This is a genomic window from Streptomyces sp. NBC_00726 (assembly GCF_045161735.1).
Taxonomy (GTDB): Bacteria; Actinomycetota; Actinomycetes; order Streptomycetales; family Streptomycetaceae; genus Streptomyces.
Window position 1 is genome coordinate 4,699,205 of record NZ_CP108983.1, and the last position, 16,760, is coordinate 4,715,964.

Below are 16,760 nucleotides of genomic sequence, written 5' to 3' on the forward strand. Positions count from 1 at the left end.
CGGGGGCTTTCGATACCCGCCGGGGGGATCTCAGTCGCCCCGGACTGCGAGATGGACCACGTCCGGCACACCTCGGGCAACGCCCACTTCTTCCGCCCGTACCCCCTGGAACCCGGCATTCCGTAGGGCCTGGTCGAATGCGGCGGACGGTTGCGCGGACCAGACGGCGAGCACCCCGCCCGGGTTGAGCCGCGCCCGGCAGTCCGCGAGCCCGGCGGGGGAGTAGAGGTCGTCGTTGTCCTCGGTGACCGTCCAGTCCGGCCCGTTGTCGATGTCCAGACACAGTGCGTCGTAACGGTCCGTAGTCGTACGCAGATACGCGACGAGGTCGGTCGTCAGGATCTCCGTACGGGGGTCGGCGAGCGCGGGCCCCGAGATCCGGTCCAGCGGCCCCCGCCGGTGCCAGTCCACGATCGCCCCCTCCCGCTCGGCGACCGCGATCCGGCCCCACCGGGGCTCGCCGGCGGCCCGGGCGAGCGAGAACCCGACCCCGAGCCCCCCGATCAGCACCGCGGGCGCGGTGCGGCCGGCCGGCAGCGCGGCGAGCGCGGCGTCGACCAGCAGCCGCTCGGACCGCCCGTCCGAGGTGTCCATCAGGAAGCACCCGTTGGCGATGATCTCGAAGTCCTCCCCGCGCCGCCGGAGGACGACCTCCCCGTACGGTCCCTCGCGGCGGTCCAGGGTGACGGGGGCGTTGGCGTCGGGGCCGAACGTGTGGGGCATGGCACTGATCTCCGGTGGCCGGGGCGGACTGTCCCCGCCATCCTGTCGCGCGGGGGCGGGCGGGGGCCAGCGGGTTCGTACGAGGGACCGCCTCGGTCAGCCGCCTTCGCGGCGCGCCCCGCGTACCGCGTAGAGCGCCGCCCCCGCCGCGAACGCCGCCGCCGCGACGGCCCACGCCCACACCTGCGGCCCCGGCTGCATCGGCCAGGCCCACACGGACGCGGCTCCGCCCGGGGCGCGCGGCGCGGCCAGATAGACCGCGCCGGTGTACACGGTGACCGGCAGCCAGCTGAGCCGGGCCCCGATCAGGGCGGCCGCGGCGGCCGTGATCCCGGTCGCGCCGAGCACATTGCGCACCATGCCGGGCGCGCCGAACGCCTCCGGGTGCCCGGGGACGGCCAGCGCGAGGGCGGCGGCGGCCGGGACGGTGAGCGCGAGCAGGTGCGCCAGCCGTCGGGGCCACCAGCGCCGGACCGCCGTCCGGTCGAGCTCGTCGGCGGCGGCGTACAGGCTCGTGCCGATGGCCGACGCGGCCAGCAGCGGCGCGAGGACCAGGACGGGGACGCGGGCGCTGTGGTCGAAGGTCGGCTGTGCCTGGATCCAGTGGGCGGCCCAGGCGGCGAGCAGGGCCGTGCAGGCCACGGCGGCCGCGGTACGGGGGAGGGCGCGGGAGCGGAGATAGAGGACGGGGAGGCTCACAGGACCGGCACCTCCGAGGGGTCGCAGCTGGTGCGCGTGGCCATGTAGCGGCCGAGCCAGGCGCGGCGCTCGGCGTCGGGCATGGCTTCGAGGCGGCGGAACTCGGGGGACTCCTCGTCACCGGGGACCGACGCGGAGGGGCCGTTGAGCCAGCTCGCGACAGCGTGGTCCGTCGTCCGAACCCGACCGTCGTCGGCGTCCATGGAGTCCGAACCGTGGCATCCCCGGTCCGTCAAGTGGTAACCCACCTGCCAGGCGTAGTCCTCCGTGTGCTGCAACCGTCCACGCAGGAGGTACCAGCCTGCGTTCGGCGTTGGAATCCATGTGTCGTCGGGGCGTTGCTCGGGAAGGCGGTCGACGTAGCGCTCGGGTGCGCCCCGCACCCCCTCCAGCCGCCCGGTCAGCTCCGACAGCGCCTCGGCGACCTGGGGCAGCAGGTGCTTCTGGCGCCCGCTCAGGCATATCTGCGGGCTCCCCTCCGTGCAGGCGAGGTGGTGGGCCGCCGGGTCGTCCCGGAACAGGCCGTCGCCCGTGGACACGACCAGCGGGGCGACGGCGGCCGCCACGGCGAGCGGTACGAGAGCGGTGAGCCGGCGCCGGGCCGCGACGGCGGTGAGCGCGGCGGCCGCGAGTCCGCCGGTCCAGGCCACCATGGCGGGGGCGAACCACCACACGGGCAGCTGGTCCCACAGCGCGTACTGCTCGGCCGGGTCGAGGTACCGCGCCGGGGATTCCGAGTAGTTCGGCACCCCGAGCACCAGGTACATCAACGCGGCGAGCACGGGCGCGGCCAGCCGCCACCGGCACAGCACGCCGACGGAGAACCCGAGCAGCGCCACGGCCGCCAGGAAGGCGGCGTCCACGACGACGAGCGAGGGAAGCGGGCCGCCGCCGCCCGCGTACGGCCAGGTGGCCCCCAGCGCCCCGGCCAGCGCGACCACGTACCCGGCGACCGCCCACAGCGCGAGCGGCAGCGCGGCCACCGCCATGCGCCGCCACCGCGCACGCGGCGTCGAGCGCCACAGCTCATCGGTGGCGCGCCGGTGGTCGCGGGCGCCCTGCCAGCAGGCAGCCGCGGCCACCAGCGGGCCCGCGAGCAGGGTGGCGCCGGAGTGCAGGAGGCTCTGGGTCTCGATCCAGTCGCCCTGCCAGTCGTCGGCCTTCGCGGCCATGGTCACGCCGAGCGTGAGCGCGGTGGACAGCCCGGTCCACGGGCCGATACCGCGCCGCGCCTCGGCCCGCAGCGGGGGGCTTGGGGTCTTGCGCCGTACGGGGGCTTCGGTGACGGTCATCGGGCGCCCGCCGTCGCCCGGTGGGAGCGCAGGGCCGTCGTGTATCCGCGCTCGATAGGGCTGCCGTGGAGCGCGTCCGGATCGTCGTCGTCCTTGCCGAGGGCCGCCAGCTCGTCCGTCGTCCCCCGGTACGCGACGCGGCCCGCCTCGATCAGCGTCACGTCCTCGCAGGCCGCCACCACGTCCTCCACCAGGTGTGTGGAGAGGATGACCGTCGCGTCCTTCCCCAGGTCCCGCATCAGGGCCCGGAACTCGACGCGCTGTTCCGGGTCGAGCCCGGCGGTCGGCTCGTCCAGGAGCAGCAGCTCCGGTTCGTTGACGATCGCCTGGGCGATGCCGACGCGCCGGACCATGCCGCCGGACAGCGTCTTCATCCGGGAGTCGATCCGGTCGGCAAGACCCACGCGGTCCACCGCGCGCTCCACGGCGGCGGCCGCCCGGGTCCCGTCCATTTCCTTGAGCCACGCCACATAGGCGACGAACTCGCGGACGGTGAACCCGGCATAGTGCCCGAACTCCTGCGGCAGATAGCCCAGCCTGCGCCGGACCTCCGCCCGGGCGCGGTGGTCGGACGCCGCCCCCACGTCGGCGCCCAGCAGCTCGATCCGCCCGGCGTCCGGCGCGGTGGCCGTGGACAGGACCCGGATCAGCGAGGTCTTGCCGGCGCCGTTGGGGCCCAGGAGCCCGTGCACTCCGGGCCCGAAGGCGAGATCGACGGCGTCCAGGGCGGTCCGGCGGCGGTGCCGCACCGTCAGCCCCGACGCTCTCACGGTGCTGATCGCGCTCATGACGTCTCCAGATGGTCGAAGGATCGGCGGCGCAGGACGAGCAGCGCCGCACCGAGCACGGCCGCCACCGCCCACGCGCCCTGTGCGGGCAGCCCCGCGAAGTAGCGGAGCGCCGTCGGCGTTCCGTCGAGCAGTGCGGCCGGGGAGGTGTCGAGCGCCGGTACGGTGACGGCGGCCGCCCACCCCGCCGCGACGACGAGCGCCGAGGTGCGGCAGCCGACGTACGAGCCGAGCCCCAGCGCCGCGAGCGTCAGCGCGAGCCCGGGCAGCAGCCAGGCCAGGGGCCCCGGCCCGCCGGCCGACGCGGGCAGCACCAACCAGGCCAGCGCGAGCACCGGAACGGTCACCCCGAGCACCGCGGCCGTCCTGGCCAGCAACAGCCGCAGTCCGCCGCCGGGCGAGGTGGCGATGATCTCGTGCAACGGGTCGGCGGAGCGCCCGTACGAAACCCCGACCCCGGCAAGCGGCAGCACAGGCGCGACAAGCAGCAGCAACGCCCGCACCGCCCCACCGAACCCACCCCCGTACGCCAGCGCGACGGCCGCGCACACCACCAGCGCCAGGGCCCCGGTCCACGGCCCCCGCAGGGCGGGCCCGGCCGCCCACCACACCCGGCCGACGTGGTGGCGCCCGGGCAGACGGCGCCAGGCGGCCCCGGGCCCCACACCGAGCGCCCGACGCCGCGCCCCCGCCGCCGGAACCGGCCGCGCCGCCGCCTCCGCCAGGACCGCCGTCCGGATCGCGTCCAGCGCCATGGCCCCGGCCCCCCGGTCGCGTACCGCAGCCGACACGCGTTCCGCGCAGTCCGTGCAGGACTCGACGTGTCTCTCCACGGACCAGGCGTCCGGTTCGGGGGTGGTGCCTGCCGCGTAGCGGAGGGCGAGGACGTTCGTTACGTGCCAGGTCTTCATGCCGTGCCTCCCAGGGGGCCGGTCTCCGCGGTCAGCCGGTCGAGGGCGGTGCGTAGTTCGCGGCGGGCGCGCATGGCTCGGGTCTTGACCGTGCCCTCGGGTATGCCGAGGAGCCGGGCGGCCTCTCTGGTGGTGAGGCCGTCGACCACCGTGGCCCGCAGGACCTCCCGGAGTTCGGGGGAGATGCGGTCGAGCGCGGCGCCCACGTCGCCGTATTCCAGGCCGGCCAGGACGCGGTCCTCGGCGGATGGTGCGGGGGAGGTCCAGCGGGTGTCGCCCGCCTGTCCGGCCGCTGCCGCGCGTTCCGTACGGGCCCGGGTGCGCTGGGCGTCGACCAGGCGCCGGGCGGCGATCACCCAGAGCCAGCCGCCCGCCGCCGTGCCCCGGTGCGCGGCGGCGGAGCGCCAGACCGTCACGAAGGTGTCCTGGACGACCTCCCGTACGGTCTCCGGGTCCGGGCAGCGGCGGCCCAGCCGGACGAGAAGCCAGCCGGCGTGCCGGTCGTAGAACGCGGCCAGGGCGGCCGTGTCCCCCTGCGCGACGGCACGCAGCAGCGCCTCGTCGGTCCGGTCGTCCCCCGAGGGGCGCAAGTCGCTCACACCCCCTCTATCGGCGGTCGCCCGCCGACCGGTTCACGCGCCCGGCGGCGCCGTGAACCGTACGGCCGAGGCAGGCGTGGTGACGTCCGCGTCCGCGCTGATCGCCCAGGCGGCGACCCGGGAGACAACGGCGGCGGGCACCGCTGCGCTGATCCCGGGCGCGGGCGGGACGTCGTGCGTGGCGTGGGCGTCGTGCGGGAGGACGGCCCGGTAGCCCAGCTCCAGGGCGGTGCGGGCCGTCGCCTGGACGCACATCTCCGACATGACGCCGCAGACGGCCAGCGATTCGACGCCCGCCTCCGTCAGCACGGCGCCCAGGGACGTGTCCTTGAAGCCGTCGTCCCAGGTCTTGCGGATCACGGACTCCCGGGGCCCGGCCCCGACGGGCAGATGCAGCGCCCAGCCCGGCGTGTACGGCTCGTCGCCCGACCCGGGGTCGCCGTCGTTCTGGAGGTGGACGACGACCGCGCCCGCCCGCCGGGCCCGCGCCAGCAGCCCCGCCGTACGGTCCAGCAGCACACCGGCCCCGGGGACGGCCCCCGCGCCGGTCACCCCGTCCTTCTGCACATCCACGACGATCAGGGCCTGCACGGGGAGCGGGGTCTCGGTCATGCGGCCATCCTGTCCGGTGCGGGGCCGGCGCTCCACGGAATATCGGGGCCGCCGCGCAGGGGCCCGCCGCTCAGGGCCGGGGCATAAGCGTCCCGCGCAGCTGGTTGATCCCCGTGTGCCAGGGCCCGTCCTCCGCTTCCTCCCAGAGCTCCAGCGCCTCGGACGGTTCCGTCAGGACCCGGTCCAGCGCCCGGAGCGCGAGTTCGCGCAGGCCGGTCAGGTCCGGAAGGGGCTCGTCCGGGCCGTACGCGGAGTCGGCGGGGGCACCCCCGGGGCACTGCGCCGCGACCAGGGCGGCCGCGGCTATCGCCTCGTTGGCCACGTCCGAGTCCAGGTAGTCGGTGGTGCCGGCCGTCTCGGCCAGCGCGGCCCGGACCATCCCCTCGCGCGCCTCCGGTGCGGCGTCGTCCAGCCCTCCGCACCAGTCGGCGGCGGTGTCGTTGTCGAACGGGCCCACGTCCCACGTACCCATATGCGTCTCCTTGCCGAATCGATCTCCACGCATCGTGACAGGCACCACTGACAACGGGCCCATGCCTGATCGCTCAGAGCGAACAGCCCCGGGGAACATTGCGGGGCTCACAAGCATTGAGTCGGTATAGCTCAACTTGACTGCCGAAGGGGAGATCATGGCTACTGAGTCCACTGCCGTCACACCACTCACCCTGCCCGTGCTGCCGCTTGACGACGAGGTCGTGCTGCCGGGAATGGTGGTGCCGCTGGACCTGTCGGACACCGAGGTGCGCGCCGCCGTGGAGGCCGCGCAGGCCGCCGTCCGGGAGGGCGGGGGCAAGCCCGAGGTGCTGCTCGTCCCGCGCATCGACGGGACGTACACCGGGATCGGTGTCCGCGGCACCGTCGAGCAGGTGGGGCGGCTCTCCGACGGTGACCCGGGCGCCCTCATCCGGGGCCGCGACCGGGTCCGTATCGGAGCGGGCACCGGCGGCCCCGGTGCCGCCCTCTGGGTGGAAGGGGTCCGGGTGGGCGAATCCGTCCCCGACCCCCTGCCCGGGTCCGTCGCCGAGCTGGTCAAGGAGTACAAGGCGCTCGCCACCAGCTGGCTGAAGAAGCGCGGGGCCTGGCAGGTCGTGGACCGGGTGCAGCAGATCGAGGGCGTCTCCGCGCTCGCCGACAACTCGGGGTACTCGCCCTTCCTCACCACCGCCCAGAAGGTCCGCCTCCTGGAGACCACCGACCCGGTCGCCCGGCTGAAGCTGGCCATCCAGTGGCTGGGTGAACACCTCGCCGAGCAGGACGTCGCGGAGTCCATCGCCAAGGACGTCCAGGAGGGCGTCGACAAGCAGCAGCGCGAGTTCCTGCTGAGGCGCCAGCTCGACGCCGTACGCAAGGAACTCTCCGAGCTCAACGGCGACGCGGAGGACGAGTCCGACGACTACCGGGCCCGTGTCGAGGCCGCCGACCTGCCCGGGCACGTCCGGGAGGCCGCGCTCAAGGAGGTCGACAAGCTGGAGCGCGCCTCCGACCAGAGCCCCGAGGGCTCCTGGATCAGGACCTGGCTCGACACCGTCCTCGAACTGCCCTGGACCGAGCGCACCGAGGACGCCTACGACATCAAGGGCGCCCAGGCGATCCTGGACGCCGAGCACGCCGGCCTCCAGGACGTGAAGGAGCGCATCACCGAATACCTCGCGGTCCGCAAGCGCCGGGCCGACCGCGGCCTCGGCGTCGTCGGCGGCCGGCGCGGCGGTGCGGTGCTGGCCCTGGTGGGGCCGCCCGGCGTCGGCAAGACCTCGCTCGGGGAGTCCGTCGCACACGCCATGGGCCGCAAGTTCGTCCGCGTCGCGCTCGGCGGTGTCCGGGACGAGGCGGAGATCCGCGGCCACCGGCGTACGTACGTCGGGGCGCTGCCCGGACGCATCGTGCGCGCCGTCAAGGAGGCCGGCTCGATGAATCCGGTCGTCCTCCTGGACGAGATCGACAAGGTCGGCTCCGACTTCCGGGGCGACCCGGCCGCCGCCCTTCTCGAAGTCCTCGACCCCGCGCAGAACCACACCTTCCGCGACCACTACCTGGAGGTCGAGCTCGACCTCAGCGACGTCGTCTTCCTGGCCACCGCCAACGTCCTGGAGGCCATCCCGGAAGCCCTGCTGGACCGCATGGAGCTGGTCAGGCTCGACGGCTACACCGAGGACGAGAAGGTCGTCATCGCCCGTGACCACCTGCTCCCGCGCCAGCTGGAACGGGCCGGTCTGGAGAAGGACGAGGTCGCCCTGGACGAACCGGCGCTGCGCAAGCTGGCCGGCGAGTACACCCGCGAGGCCGGCGTACGGAATCTGGAGCGCGCCGTCGCCCGGCTGCTGCGCAAGGTCGCGGCCCAGAGCGAGCTGGGCGACCGCGCGCTGCCGTTCACGGTCGGCGCGGACGACCTGCGCGGCCTCATCGGCCGCCCGCACCATGTGCCCGAGTCCGCCCAGGACCCGGCCGAGCGCCGTACGTCGGTGCCCGGCGTGGCCACCGGGCTCGCGGTGACCGGGGCCGGCGGGGACGTCCTCTTCGTGGAGGCGTCGCTGGCCGACCCGGAGACCGGGGCATCCGGTCTCACCCTCACCGGCCAGCTGGGCGACGTCATGAAGGAGTCCGCGCAGATCGCGCTCAGCTTCCTCCGGTCGCACGGCGCGGAGCTGGAGCTTCCGGTCGCGGACCTCAAGGACCGGGGCGCGCACATCCACTTCCCGGCGGGCGCGGTCCCCAAGGACGGCCCGAGCGCGGGCATCACGATGACGACCGCGCTGGCCTCGCTGCTCTCCGGCCGGCTGGTCCGCACGGATGTGGCGATGACCGGTGAGGTCTCGCTGACCGGGCGGGTGCTGCCGATCGGCGGCCTGAAGCAGAAGCTCCTGGCCGCGCACCGGGCGGGCATCACCACCGTGGTGATCCCCAAGCGGAACGAGGCCGACCTGGACGACGTCCCGGCCGAGGTGCTGGAGACCCTGGAGGTCCACCCGGTCACCGACGTCCGCCAGGTCCTGGAGATCGCCCTGGCCCCGGCCACGGCGGAGCGCCGGATTCCGGCGGCGCAGGCCGCGTAACGGCGGCGACGGCAGCCACGGACGCGGAACGGCCCGGACGCGCGGGCCGTTCCGCGTACCGCCGCGCCCGGCTCCGTACCGGACCTACGGGCGGTAGATCGTGCCCGGCACCGGCTCGGCGGGAGCCATCAGCTGGGGGACCGTCACGAAGGTGTAGCCCTGCTTCTTCAGGGTGTCGATGATCCCGGGCACGGCCGGCACGGTGCCCTTGTAGATGTCGTGCAGCAGGATGATGCCGTCCTTGCTCGCCTGGTCGACTATCCGCTTCTTGATCAGCGCGGAGTCGGTGGTCGAGTAGTCCTTGGCGGTGGCGCTCCACAGGATCTGGGAGAGCCCGAGGTCCTTGCAGATGCCGGAGATCGTGTCGTCGGTGCGGCCCTGCGGCGGGCGCATCAGCCGGGGCTTCTTGCCGGTGATGTCCGCGATCGCGTTCTGCGTCTTCTCCAGCTCGGCGCGTATCTCGGCCGGCTTCCGGTCGGTCAGGATCTTGTGCGACCAGGTGTGGTTGGCGATCTCATGGCCCTCGGCCGCGAGCCGCCGCACGGTCTCCGGGTGCTTCTTCACGTGGTTCTTGCCGAGCAGGAAGAACGTCGCGTGGACCTTCTTCTCCTTGAGGATGTCCAGCAGACGGGGCGTGTCCTCGGCCGGGCCCGCGTCGAAGGTCAGGGCGATGCACTTGGCCTTGCGGCAGTCCACCGGGCCCATTGGCGCCTTGGCGTCCGACGCGGCGTCGTCGCGGGCCGAGGCGGGCGCGGTGGTCTCCATCGCGCAGCCGCTCAGGGTGAGCGTGAGCGCTGTCACAAGAGCGGCGGCCAACCCCGTACCGATGGACTTCCTCTTACTGGGCACGGCGTGCCACTCCCTCTGGTGAACGGACGCACTGGTGTGCGACCTGGAACGATGACTATACCTGTGATGTATACACCGGGTTCATAGTGGGGTGTCCGGGACGCGAAGAAGCCCGGCGACGGGGGATGTCACCGGGCTTCGCGCCGTACGGGGAGGCCGGCGCCGCTATCCGTTGGCGAGTGCCTGTACGCGGTCGAGGGCGCCGTTGAAGTGGTTGTGGTCGCCCACCGTCGGACCGGAGGACGTGTACTGCCAGATCGTGTAGAAGCCCCAGCCGGCCGGGAGCTCGCCGACCGTGGTGTTGTAGCGGGCCACCCAGAGCGGGTTGGTGGTCGCGAAGCCGGCGTTGTTGCCGGTGCAGTCCTTCCACCAGCTGGTCGCGGTGTAGATCACCGCGTCGCGCCCGGTGCGCGCCTTGTACGTGTTCACGAAGTCACGTATCCACGCGACCATCTGGGCCGCGCTCTTGCCGTAGCACTGCGCGCCGTACGGGTTCCACTCGATGTCGAGCACGCCCGGCAGGGTCTTGCCGTCCCTGGACCAGCCGCCCCCGTGGTCCACGAAGTAGTTGGCCTGGACGGCGCCGCTCGTGGTGTCGGGCGTGGCGAAGTGGTACGCGCCGCGGATCATCCCGACGTTGTACGAGCCGTTGTACTGCTGCGCGAAGTAGGGGTTCCGGTAGTACGTCCCCTCGGTGGCCTTGGTGTAGGCCCACTTCACACCGCTGTTCCAGAGCGTCGGCCAGGCGACGTTGCCCTGGTAGCTGGCCACGTCCACGCCCTCGGTCTGGACGGCGCGGCTCTCGATGGGCAGGCCGCCCTTGCCGTCGTGGGCGATGACGCCCATGCCCATGGTGGCGGTGCCGCGCGCGGGTGCGGTGGGGTCGCCGCCCGCCGCGTTCGAGGCGCCGGGAAGCGCGATGAGGAGGGAGAGGGCTGCGAGCAGGGTGCCGGCCGCGGCGAAGCGCGAGCGGCGGGACTTCGTGGAGCCGGATCTGTGCACGGGCATTGCGTGCCTCCGAGAGCTCGGTGGGGGGATCTGCCGACCCGGGAGGCGCCGCACGGCGACCCCGGCGGCATGCCATGGTGTGGACATGCCATGCATGACGCTACGCACGTAGACCCGTGCCGGGAAGGGGGGCTGGACGGCGCCGTTGGTCTACTCCTGCGAAATACTGGCGGAGCTGCGGCGATGGCCGTCGGCGGAAGAAACTTTCATCTGCGGGAAAGCTCTTGAGGGGAGTTGACGTGCACGGGAGTGAAAGCGGGCGTAAACCCGGCGCTACCGGAGGAAGTGGTGTGGACCACGAATTCCTCGCCCTGGAGCTGGAGTTGGCCGTCTTTCTGCGCCGCGCGCGGGCCAATTCCGGCGAGATGGCACGCGAGGTCCATCCCGAACTGGAGGCGGCCGCCTACGGCCTCTTCGTACGCCTGGAATCCGCCGGCCGGCAGCGGGCCACCGATCTCGCCGCCTACTTCGGCGTCGGCAAGGCCACCATGAGCCGGCAGCTCCGCGCCCTGGAAGCGCTCGGCCTGGTGGCGCGCGAGCCCGATCCGGCCGACGGGCGCGCGTTTCTCGTGCACCTCACCGAGGAAGGGCTGGCCCGCTTCCGGAGCGTCCGCGACGCCCGCCGCGACCGCTACGTCCGCAAGCTGGCCGACTGGGACCGCGCCGAGGTCGCGGAACTCGCCCGCCTGCTGCACCAGCTGAACGCGCGCGCCGAGGACTGAGCGCGCGGGGTGCGCGATGCCTCACAGCCGTACGTACGCCGCCGTCGCGTCGTCGTGGGTCTTGCCCCGGAGATGCTTACGCTCCGTGTCCGCGTCCTCCAGGGCGCGGACCCGGTCGATCAGCGCCTGCGGGCCCTCCTTCTCCAGGATTCCGAGGCATGCCGCCCAGTCGCCCTCGCCGAACATCTCCGTCCAGCGGCTCGCCCCGTCCGTCAGCGCCGCCAGGGCCCGCACCCCGGCGCGCGGCGTCCGCCCGGTGACCGCGCGCTCCGCCACGGCCGGGTCGGCGGCGGCCGTGAAGAAGCCGCCCTCCTTGTTGCGCGCCCGGGCGTCCGCCACCGCGTCCGACACCAGAAACTCCCGGGGCAGCCGGTCGAGCCGGTCGTCCAGCACCGCGCGGACGTCCCCGGCGGGCGAGGCGAGCAGCAGCACCGAATCGGACAGCACCAGGTGCTCCACCTCGGCCTCGTCCCAACGCACCACGACGACGGTTGCCTGCGGCGTACGTACGTGAGAAAGGTCACAGGTCGAGCGGTGAGCGTCCGCGGTGCGCCGGATGGACTCCGCGAGGACCTCCCGCAAGGTCAGATCCCGCCGCGAACCGGACAGTTCAACCAGGGCCCCACCCAGCCGGGCGGTGAACCACGGAACCGGGTGCACACAACCGGCATCGCCCTTCGGCGGGGTCACACCGTCCAGCAGCACCAGCCCGCCGCCCCGACCGGAGGCGGGGAGGACCGAGGCCGTCCAGTCCTCGTTCGGGCGGTCCGGAGCGCCGGGGGCGGTCGCGAGTTCGATACGCATACGGTCAGTCTGCACGATGCCTTCACCGTGCCTGCACCGCACCGCGATTGGTGTGTACCAGCAGGTCAGAAGCGTGACGGGGCGGAAGGAGCCCCTCCGCCCCGAGATGCGGGCGGGCATCCTGCCAAAGCCCGGGCGGAAGTTCCAGCCGGTGTCCACGCATGGCGCCGGGTCCCGCCGGGGAGACTTGTTCGCCAACTCCGGAGTGTTGTTCACTCGTTCGTGTGGCGGAGCGGTTGATGCGCGCCCCCTCCTGAAAAGCACTGGAATGGTCGGAAGCCGTACCAGGGGGCGGGACGCTCGTTCATGTGACCGTGCGTCACCTCTGCTTCAAGGGCGGACGAGTCGAGATTGCGAGCACCGGTGCAGAAGAAGCGGCCTCGGAGCAAGGGCGGCAGCAACAGCGGTTCCGAGGCGGCGCCGACGGACCGGGCCGAGGGCGGTCGCCGTGTACGCGTCCGCAGCCGGCTGGTCGCGGGTGTCGCCGTCGTCGGGATCACCGCCATAGCGGCGGGGACACCGGCCGTGCTCGCCGCCTCGTCCGACCTCACCGACTCGCAGCACCTGGTCACCCTCGCCCAGCTGAACCAGCAGGCGATTTCCCTGGCCCACTCCCTCGCCGACGAGCGCGACGAGGTCACCGTCTACATCGCGGGCGGCCGGGACGGCGAGCCGGGCGACCGGGGCGCCCGCGTCGACCAGCAGGTGGACGAGATCCGGGCGGCGGCCCCGGCCGACCTCCTGCGCGACCTCTCCACCGTCCCGTCCCTGCGCCGCGACGCGATCAGCGGCAAGGGCACGGCCCTGGAGGCCCATCGGGCGTACTCCGAGGTCATCGCCAAACTCCACGGCCTCGCCGACCAGCTCGCCCGCTCCACCCCGCCGCGCGCCGCCGACGCCACCCGCACCCCGCAGGCGCTCGGCCGGGCCACCGAGGAGGCGTCGGCCGCCCGGGGGCTGCTGCTCGCCGCGCTCGCCGTGCCCCGCCCGGAGCCGGCGCCGCCGCGCACCGACCCGTTCACCGGGCTGCCCGTGCAGAGCGAGGACGAGGGCGAGACCAAGGAGGACCGCACCCGGGACGAGCTGAGCGCCGCCGCCCAGCGGGCCCGGGTCGGCGAACTCTCCGCGCTCGCCGACTTCGACCAGTCCGCCGGCGCCACCGCCCGCGACAAGCTGGCCTCCACCGTCACCGGACCCGAGGTCAACAGCGCCGAGAAATACCTCGCCGAGCTGACCGACCGCCCCGAGCTCTCCGACGACGACCTGAAGGTCAGCGGCAAGAAGGTCGCCGCGGCCCTCACCGCCCGCGTCGACCGGATGCGCTCCGTGGAGGCCGCGCTCGGCACCACCCAGGTCCGGGGCCTCGAACAGCTCCGCGACGACGACGTCACCGCCCTGGAACTGCGCATCGCGCTCCTCGGCGGCTGCTTCCTCGTCGCGGTCGCCGTCTCCACCGCCGTCGCCCGCACCCTCACCCAGCCGCTCGCCGTGCTCCGGATCGGCGCCGCCCGCCTCGCCGCCGAACCCGCCACCGCCGAGCCGGTCCGCTACACCGGCCGCAACGACGAGTTCGCCCAGACCGTCCGCTCCATCAACGCCCTGCACGGCCGCCTGCGAGAGCTGCTTCAGCAGTTCGACGGGCGCTTCGAGAACCTGGAGACCGAGCGCGCCGAACTGCTCGCCGGACGCGAGGCCCTTACGGTGCAGCGCGCCGAACTCCAGGTGCACGCGGCGGACCTCGCGACCCAGCTGGAGAAGCTGAGGAACACCGTCCACCACACCTTCGTCAACCTCTCGCTGCGCACCCTCGGCCTGGTCGAACGGCAGCTCGGCGTCATCGAGTCCCTGGAGGAGCGCGAGCAGGACCCGGAACGGCTCGCCACCCTCTTCAAGCTCGACCACATGGCCACGGTCATGCGCCGCCACAGCGAGAACATGCTGGTCCTGGCGGGCGCGGACCACGGCCACGGCCACCCGGGCCCGATCCCGCTGGTCGACGTCCTGCGCGCGGCCGTCAGCGAGATCGAGCGGTACGAGCGGGTCACCATCCAGTCCCTGCCGCCGCACGCCCAGGTCGCCGGGTTCGCCGCCGACGACCTCAGCCATCTGGTCGCGGAGCTGCTGGAGAACGCCACCTCGTTCTCGCCGCCCGACTCTCACATCCAGCTCTCCGGCTGGCTCCTGGAGAGCGGCGAGGTGATGCTCTCCGTCCAGGACGAGGGCATCGGCATGTCCGCCGTACGGATGGGCGAACTCAACACCCGCCTCGCCGACCCGGCCCTCTTCGAGGCCGGCGAGCAGAACGCGGACGGGGCCGGGCTCGGCCTCCAGGTCACCTCGCTGCTCGCCGCCCGGCACGGCGTACGCGTGGAGCTGCGCGAGCAGAAGGGGAGCGGGGTGACCGCGGTCGTCGTCCTCCCGGGGGCCCTGCTGCCCAAGGCCCTCCCGGCGGCGACACCCCCACCCGTAACCGCCCCGGGCGACGCCCCCACGCTGAACCTCCCCGGCTCGGTCGCCGAGGCCAACTCCAACACCCTGCCGGGGCGCGGTGCGCCCACCTCGGACGACCCGATGATCGCGGCGGCGGAACGGGCCCTGGCGGAGGCGCCGGATGCGCCGGAGGGCCCTGAAGCCGATGTGACCCCCGAGCCGGAGCCCGCCCCCGAGCCGGAGCCCGAGGCCGACCCCGAGCGCACCCTCCAGGTCCGCCTGCCCAAGCCGCCGCAGGCGGCGGACGCGGCAGATCCGGCGGACGCCGGCCCCTACGCCATCGGCCCCGACCGCCACGAGCGCGCCGCCGACGAGGCCCCGGCCCCCGTGACCACCGAGGCCCCCGCGCCGGCGGACGCCGTGCCCGCCCCCCGTCGGCCCGAGGCCGACCCGGTCACCGACAAGGGGCTGCCCAAGCGGACGCCCAAGGTCGTGCGGCCCGCCGGGGCGCCCGTGGCCGAGCGGCGGGGGAGCGTCGACAAGGAGGCCCTGCGGCGCAGGCTCGGCGGCTTTCAGCAGGGGGCCAGGGACGGCCGCCGTGACGTCGAGGCCGAACTCGCCGAGGGCGCGAGCCCCACACGTACCGAGCACGCCGAGCCGGCAGGCCGTAGCGACGGCCGGACCGGAGAGACGGGGGACACAGTCGAGGAGGCACGCAGTTGACTGCGCCCAGCACATTCGGGCTGAGTACCGAGGCCCGGAACCTGCACTGGTTGCTGAGCAATCTCGTGGAGGAGGTGCCAGGGGTCCACTCGGTCACCGTCGTCTCGTCCGACGGGCTGATGCTGCTGTCCTCCGACCCCGGCCACCACGCCGCCGAGCCGGCGGCCCCGCGGAGCGGACCGCGAGGTTCCAGCGCCGACCTGGCGACCATCGTCTCCGGCATCGGCAGCCTCACCGTCGGCGCCGCGAAGCTGATGGACGGCGGCGGCGTGAAACAGACCATGGTCGCCATGGAGGAGGGCAGCGTCTTCGTCATGTCGATCAGCGACGGATCACTGCTCGGGGTGCACGCCGCGCCCGACTGCGACATGGGCGTCATCGCGTACCACATGGCGCTGTTCGTCGGCCGAGCCGGACACGTACTCACCCCCGAACTCCGCAGTGAGCTGCGCAAATCGATGGAGAGCGCCCAGTGAGCCACGCCGCAGCCGGACCCGCCCGCAAACTGCCCGTCCGGGGGGCCGGCAAACGGCCCGCGCGGGTCCGCCCGTACTCGCTCACCGGCGGCCGCACCCGCTTCGGACACGTCCTGCTGGTCGAGACGTTCGTCGCCGCGCTGGAGGCCCCCGAGGAGCGCCGCGAGCTCACCAACGGCAATCTGGCGACCCGTCTGATGCCGGAGCTGAGGGCCATCGTCGAGCTCTGCCGCCGGATGCGTACCGTCGCCGAGATCTCGGCGCTGCTGAAGATGCCGCTCGGCGTGGTCCGGGTGCTGCTCAGCGACTTGGCCGACCAGGGAAAGATCCGCGTGTACGGGACCGGGCACGGCACCGGCCAGCCCGACCGCGCACTGCTCGAAAGGGTGCTCGATGGACTCCGCCGTCTCTGAGTCGCTGTTCGCGCCGCGGCAGCCGGGCCCGGAGGAGCGGCCCGAGGAGCAGCTCCAGCCCTGGCAGCTGGACCGCACCCGGGCCCCGATCGCCACGAAGATCGTGGTCGCGGGCGGCTTCGGCGTCGGCAAGACCACCTTCGTGACCGCGGTCTCCGAGATCACCCCGTTGCAGACCGAGGCCATGATGACCCGGGCCAGCGAGGACACCGACGACCTCAGCGCCACCCCGGACAAGGCCACCACGACCGTCGCCATGGACTTCGGCCGGCTCACGCTGGACGACGACCTCGTGCTGTACGTGTTCGGCACCCCGGGCCAGCAGCGGTTCTGGTTCATGTGGGACGACCTGGTGCGCGGTGCGATCGGTGCCGTCGTCATGGCCGACACCCGCCGCCTCGCCGACTGCTTCCCCGCCCTCGACTACTTCGAGAGCTGCGGACTGCCGTACATCGTGGCCGTCAACCACTTCGAGGGGACGCCGGGCTTCGAGGCCGAAGACGTCCGGGAGGCCCTGACCGTACCGGCGCACGTGCCCATAGTGATCATGGACGCGCGCAACAGGATCACGGTGGTCGAGTCCCTGCTGGCCCTCGTCGGCCACGCCCTCGACGCCACCCCGGCCTAGAGCCTTTCTGATCACACACAACGGAGAACCGCG

The 16,760-nt window shown here is 73.4% G+C and carries 17 protein-coding genes; 6 read left to right on the plus strand and 11 right to left on the minus strand.

The window, feature by feature from the left end; genetic code table 11:
* Window positions 1-30: 30 nt before the first annotated feature.
* From OG338_RS21185 to OG338_RS21220, 8 genes are all read right to left on the minus strand, one after another.
* A complete protein-coding gene (locus OG338_RS21185; RefSeq protein ID WP_405938816.1) occupies window positions 31-723 on the minus strand; it encodes a spermidine synthase in 693 nt (230 codons plus the stop codon).
* A 96-nt stretch (window positions 724-819) separates the two neighbouring features.
* Entirely contained in the window at window positions 820-1,422 is a 603-nt protein-coding gene (locus OG338_RS21190; protein ID WP_405938817.1) for a hypothetical protein, read from the minus strand.
* Window positions 1,419-2,714: a hypothetical protein gene (locus tag OG338_RS21195; protein WP_405938818.1), complete on the minus strand. Its 1,296-nt coding sequence runs from the start codon at window positions 2,712-2,714 to the stop codon at window positions 1,419-1,421. Before OG338_RS21195 ends, OG338_RS21190 begins: the two co-directional genes overlap by 4 nt.
* Window positions 2,711-3,502, minus strand: a complete 792-nt coding sequence (locus OG338_RS21200; RefSeq protein ID WP_405938819.1) for an ATP-binding cassette domain-containing protein — start codon at window positions 3,500-3,502, stop codon at window positions 2,711-2,713. The genes OG338_RS21195 and OG338_RS21200 overlap by 4 nt, the downstream gene beginning before the upstream one ends.
* On the minus strand, window positions 3,499-4,413 hold the full coding sequence (locus OG338_RS21205; protein WP_405938820.1) for a hypothetical protein: 915 nt from the start codon (window positions 4,411-4,413) through the stop codon (window positions 3,499-3,501). Before OG338_RS21205 ends, OG338_RS21200 begins: the two co-directional genes overlap by 4 nt.
* Window positions 4,410-5,012: an RNA polymerase sigma factor gene (locus tag OG338_RS21210; RefSeq protein WP_405938821.1), complete on the minus strand. Its 603-nt coding sequence runs from the start codon at window positions 5,010-5,012 to the stop codon at window positions 4,410-4,412. The genes OG338_RS21205 and OG338_RS21210 overlap by 4 nt, the downstream gene beginning before the upstream one ends.
* A 33-nt stretch (window positions 5,013-5,045) precedes the next feature.
* Window positions 5,046-5,624 carry an isochorismatase family protein gene (locus OG338_RS21215; protein ID WP_405938822.1) on the minus strand — a complete coding sequence of 193 codons (579 nt, stop codon included), beginning with the start codon at window positions 5,622-5,624 and terminating at the stop codon, window positions 5,046-5,048.
* Window positions 5,625-5,694: 70 nt separating this feature from the next.
* Window positions 5,695-6,096, minus strand: a complete 402-nt coding sequence (locus tag OG338_RS21220; RefSeq protein WP_073862981.1) for a DUF4259 domain-containing protein — start codon at window positions 6,094-6,096, stop codon at window positions 5,695-5,697.
* 157 nt (window positions 6,097-6,253) lie between these two features.
* Here OG338_RS21220 and lon point away from each other — a divergent pair, with 157 nt between their 5' ends.
* The gene (gene lon, locus OG338_RS21225) at window positions 6,254-8,674 is read left to right on the plus strand and encodes an endopeptidase La (protein WP_405938823.1); all 2,421 of its coding nucleotides are present in this window, start codon (window positions 6,254-6,256) and stop codon (window positions 8,672-8,674) included.
* Window positions 8,675-8,758: 84 nt separating this feature from the next.
* On the opposite strand, the gene OG338_RS21230 is transcribed toward lon, so the two are convergent.
* Both OG338_RS21230 and OG338_RS21235 read right to left on the minus strand, forming a co-directional pair.
* A complete protein-coding gene (locus OG338_RS21230) occupies window positions 8,759-9,439 on the minus strand; it encodes a polysaccharide deacetylase family protein (protein ID WP_405940493.1) in 681 nt (226 codons plus the stop codon).
* A gap of 249 nt (window positions 9,440-9,688) precedes the next feature.
* Window positions 9,689-10,531 (minus strand): lysozyme, encoded by an 843-nt coding sequence (locus OG338_RS21235; protein WP_405938824.1) that lies wholly within the window; start codon window positions 10,529-10,531, stop codon window positions 9,689-9,691.
* A 239-nt stretch (window positions 10,532-10,770) separates the two neighbouring features.
* On the opposite strand from OG338_RS21235, the gene OG338_RS21240 reads away from it, so the two are divergent.
* Window positions 10,771-11,253: a MarR family winged helix-turn-helix transcriptional regulator gene (locus tag OG338_RS21240; RefSeq protein WP_405938825.1), complete on the plus strand. Its 483-nt coding sequence runs from the start codon at window positions 10,771-10,773 to the stop codon at window positions 11,251-11,253.
* Between the two features lie 21 nt (window positions 11,254-11,274).
* Here the strand turns inward: OG338_RS21240 and OG338_RS21245 are convergent, their stop codons facing one another.
* A complete protein-coding gene (locus OG338_RS21245) occupies window positions 11,275-12,057 on the minus strand; it encodes a hypothetical protein (RefSeq protein WP_405938826.1) in 783 nt (260 codons plus the stop codon).
* A 363-nt stretch (window positions 12,058-12,420) separates the two neighbouring features.
* Between OG338_RS21245 and OG338_RS21250 the strand changes: the two genes are divergently transcribed.
* The 4 genes from OG338_RS21250 to OG338_RS21265 are packed head-to-tail and all read left to right on the plus strand — an operon-like array spanning window position 12,421 to window position 16,727.
* On the plus strand, window positions 12,421-15,210 hold the full coding sequence (locus OG338_RS21250; RefSeq protein WP_405938827.1) for a nitrate- and nitrite sensing domain-containing protein: 2,790 nt from the start codon (window positions 12,421-12,423) through the stop codon (window positions 15,208-15,210).
* Window positions 15,207-15,686, plus strand: a complete 480-nt coding sequence (locus OG338_RS21255) for a roadblock/LC7 domain-containing protein (RefSeq protein ID WP_405938828.1) — start codon at window positions 15,207-15,209, stop codon at window positions 15,684-15,686. Before OG338_RS21250 ends, OG338_RS21255 begins: the two co-directional genes overlap by 4 nt.
* Window positions 15,683-16,099 (plus strand): DUF742 domain-containing protein, encoded by a 417-nt coding sequence (locus tag OG338_RS21260; RefSeq protein WP_018102680.1) that lies wholly within the window; start codon window positions 15,683-15,685, stop codon window positions 16,097-16,099. The genes OG338_RS21255 and OG338_RS21260 overlap by 4 nt, the downstream gene beginning before the upstream one ends.
* On the plus strand, window positions 16,080-16,727 hold the full coding sequence (locus OG338_RS21265) for a GTP-binding protein (protein ID WP_405938829.1): 648 nt from the start codon (window positions 16,080-16,082) through the stop codon (window positions 16,725-16,727). The genes OG338_RS21260 and OG338_RS21265 overlap by 20 nt, the downstream gene beginning before the upstream one ends.
* Window positions 16,728-16,760: the final 33 nt, after the last annotated feature.

Coding starts and splice junctions, on each gene's coding strand:
- OG338_RS21195 (WP_405938818.1), bottom strand. CDS start 2,714: ATGACCGTCACCGAAGCCCCCGTACGGCGCAAGACCCCAAGCCCCCCG.
- OG338_RS21265 (WP_405938829.1), top strand. CDS start 16,080: ATGGACTCCGCCGTCTCTGAGTCGCTGTTCGCGCCGCGGCAGCCGGGC.
- lon (WP_405938823.1), top strand. CDS start 6,254: ATGGCTACTGAGTCCACTGCCGTCACACCACTCACCCTGCCCGTGCTG.
- OG338_RS21245 (WP_405938826.1), bottom strand. CDS start 12,057: ATGCGTATCGAACTCGCGACCGCCCCCGGCGCTCCGGACCGCCCGAAC.
- OG338_RS21235 (WP_405938824.1), bottom strand. CDS start 10,531: ATGCCCGTGCACAGATCCGGCTCCACGAAGTCCCGCCGCTCGCGCTTC.
- OG338_RS21220 (WP_073862981.1), bottom strand. CDS start 6,096: ATGGGTACGTGGGACGTGGGCCCGTTCGACAACGACACCGCCGCCGAC.
- OG338_RS21230 (WP_405940493.1), bottom strand. CDS start 9,439: ATGGAGACCACCGCGCCCGCCTCGGCCCGCGACGACGCCGCGTCGGAC.
- OG338_RS21185 (WP_405938816.1), bottom strand. CDS start 723: ATGCCCCACACGTTCGGCCCCGACGCCAACGCCCCCGTCACCCTGGAC.
- OG338_RS21215 (WP_405938822.1), bottom strand. CDS start 5,624: ATGACCGAGACCCCGCTCCCCGTGCAGGCCCTGATCGTCGTGGATGTG.
- OG338_RS21205 (WP_405938820.1), bottom strand. CDS start 4,413: ATGAAGACCTGGCACGTAACGAACGTCCTCGCCCTCCGCTACGCGGCA.
- OG338_RS21200 (WP_405938819.1), bottom strand. CDS start 3,502: ATGAGCGCGATCAGCACCGTGAGAGCGTCGGGGCTGACGGTGCGGCAC.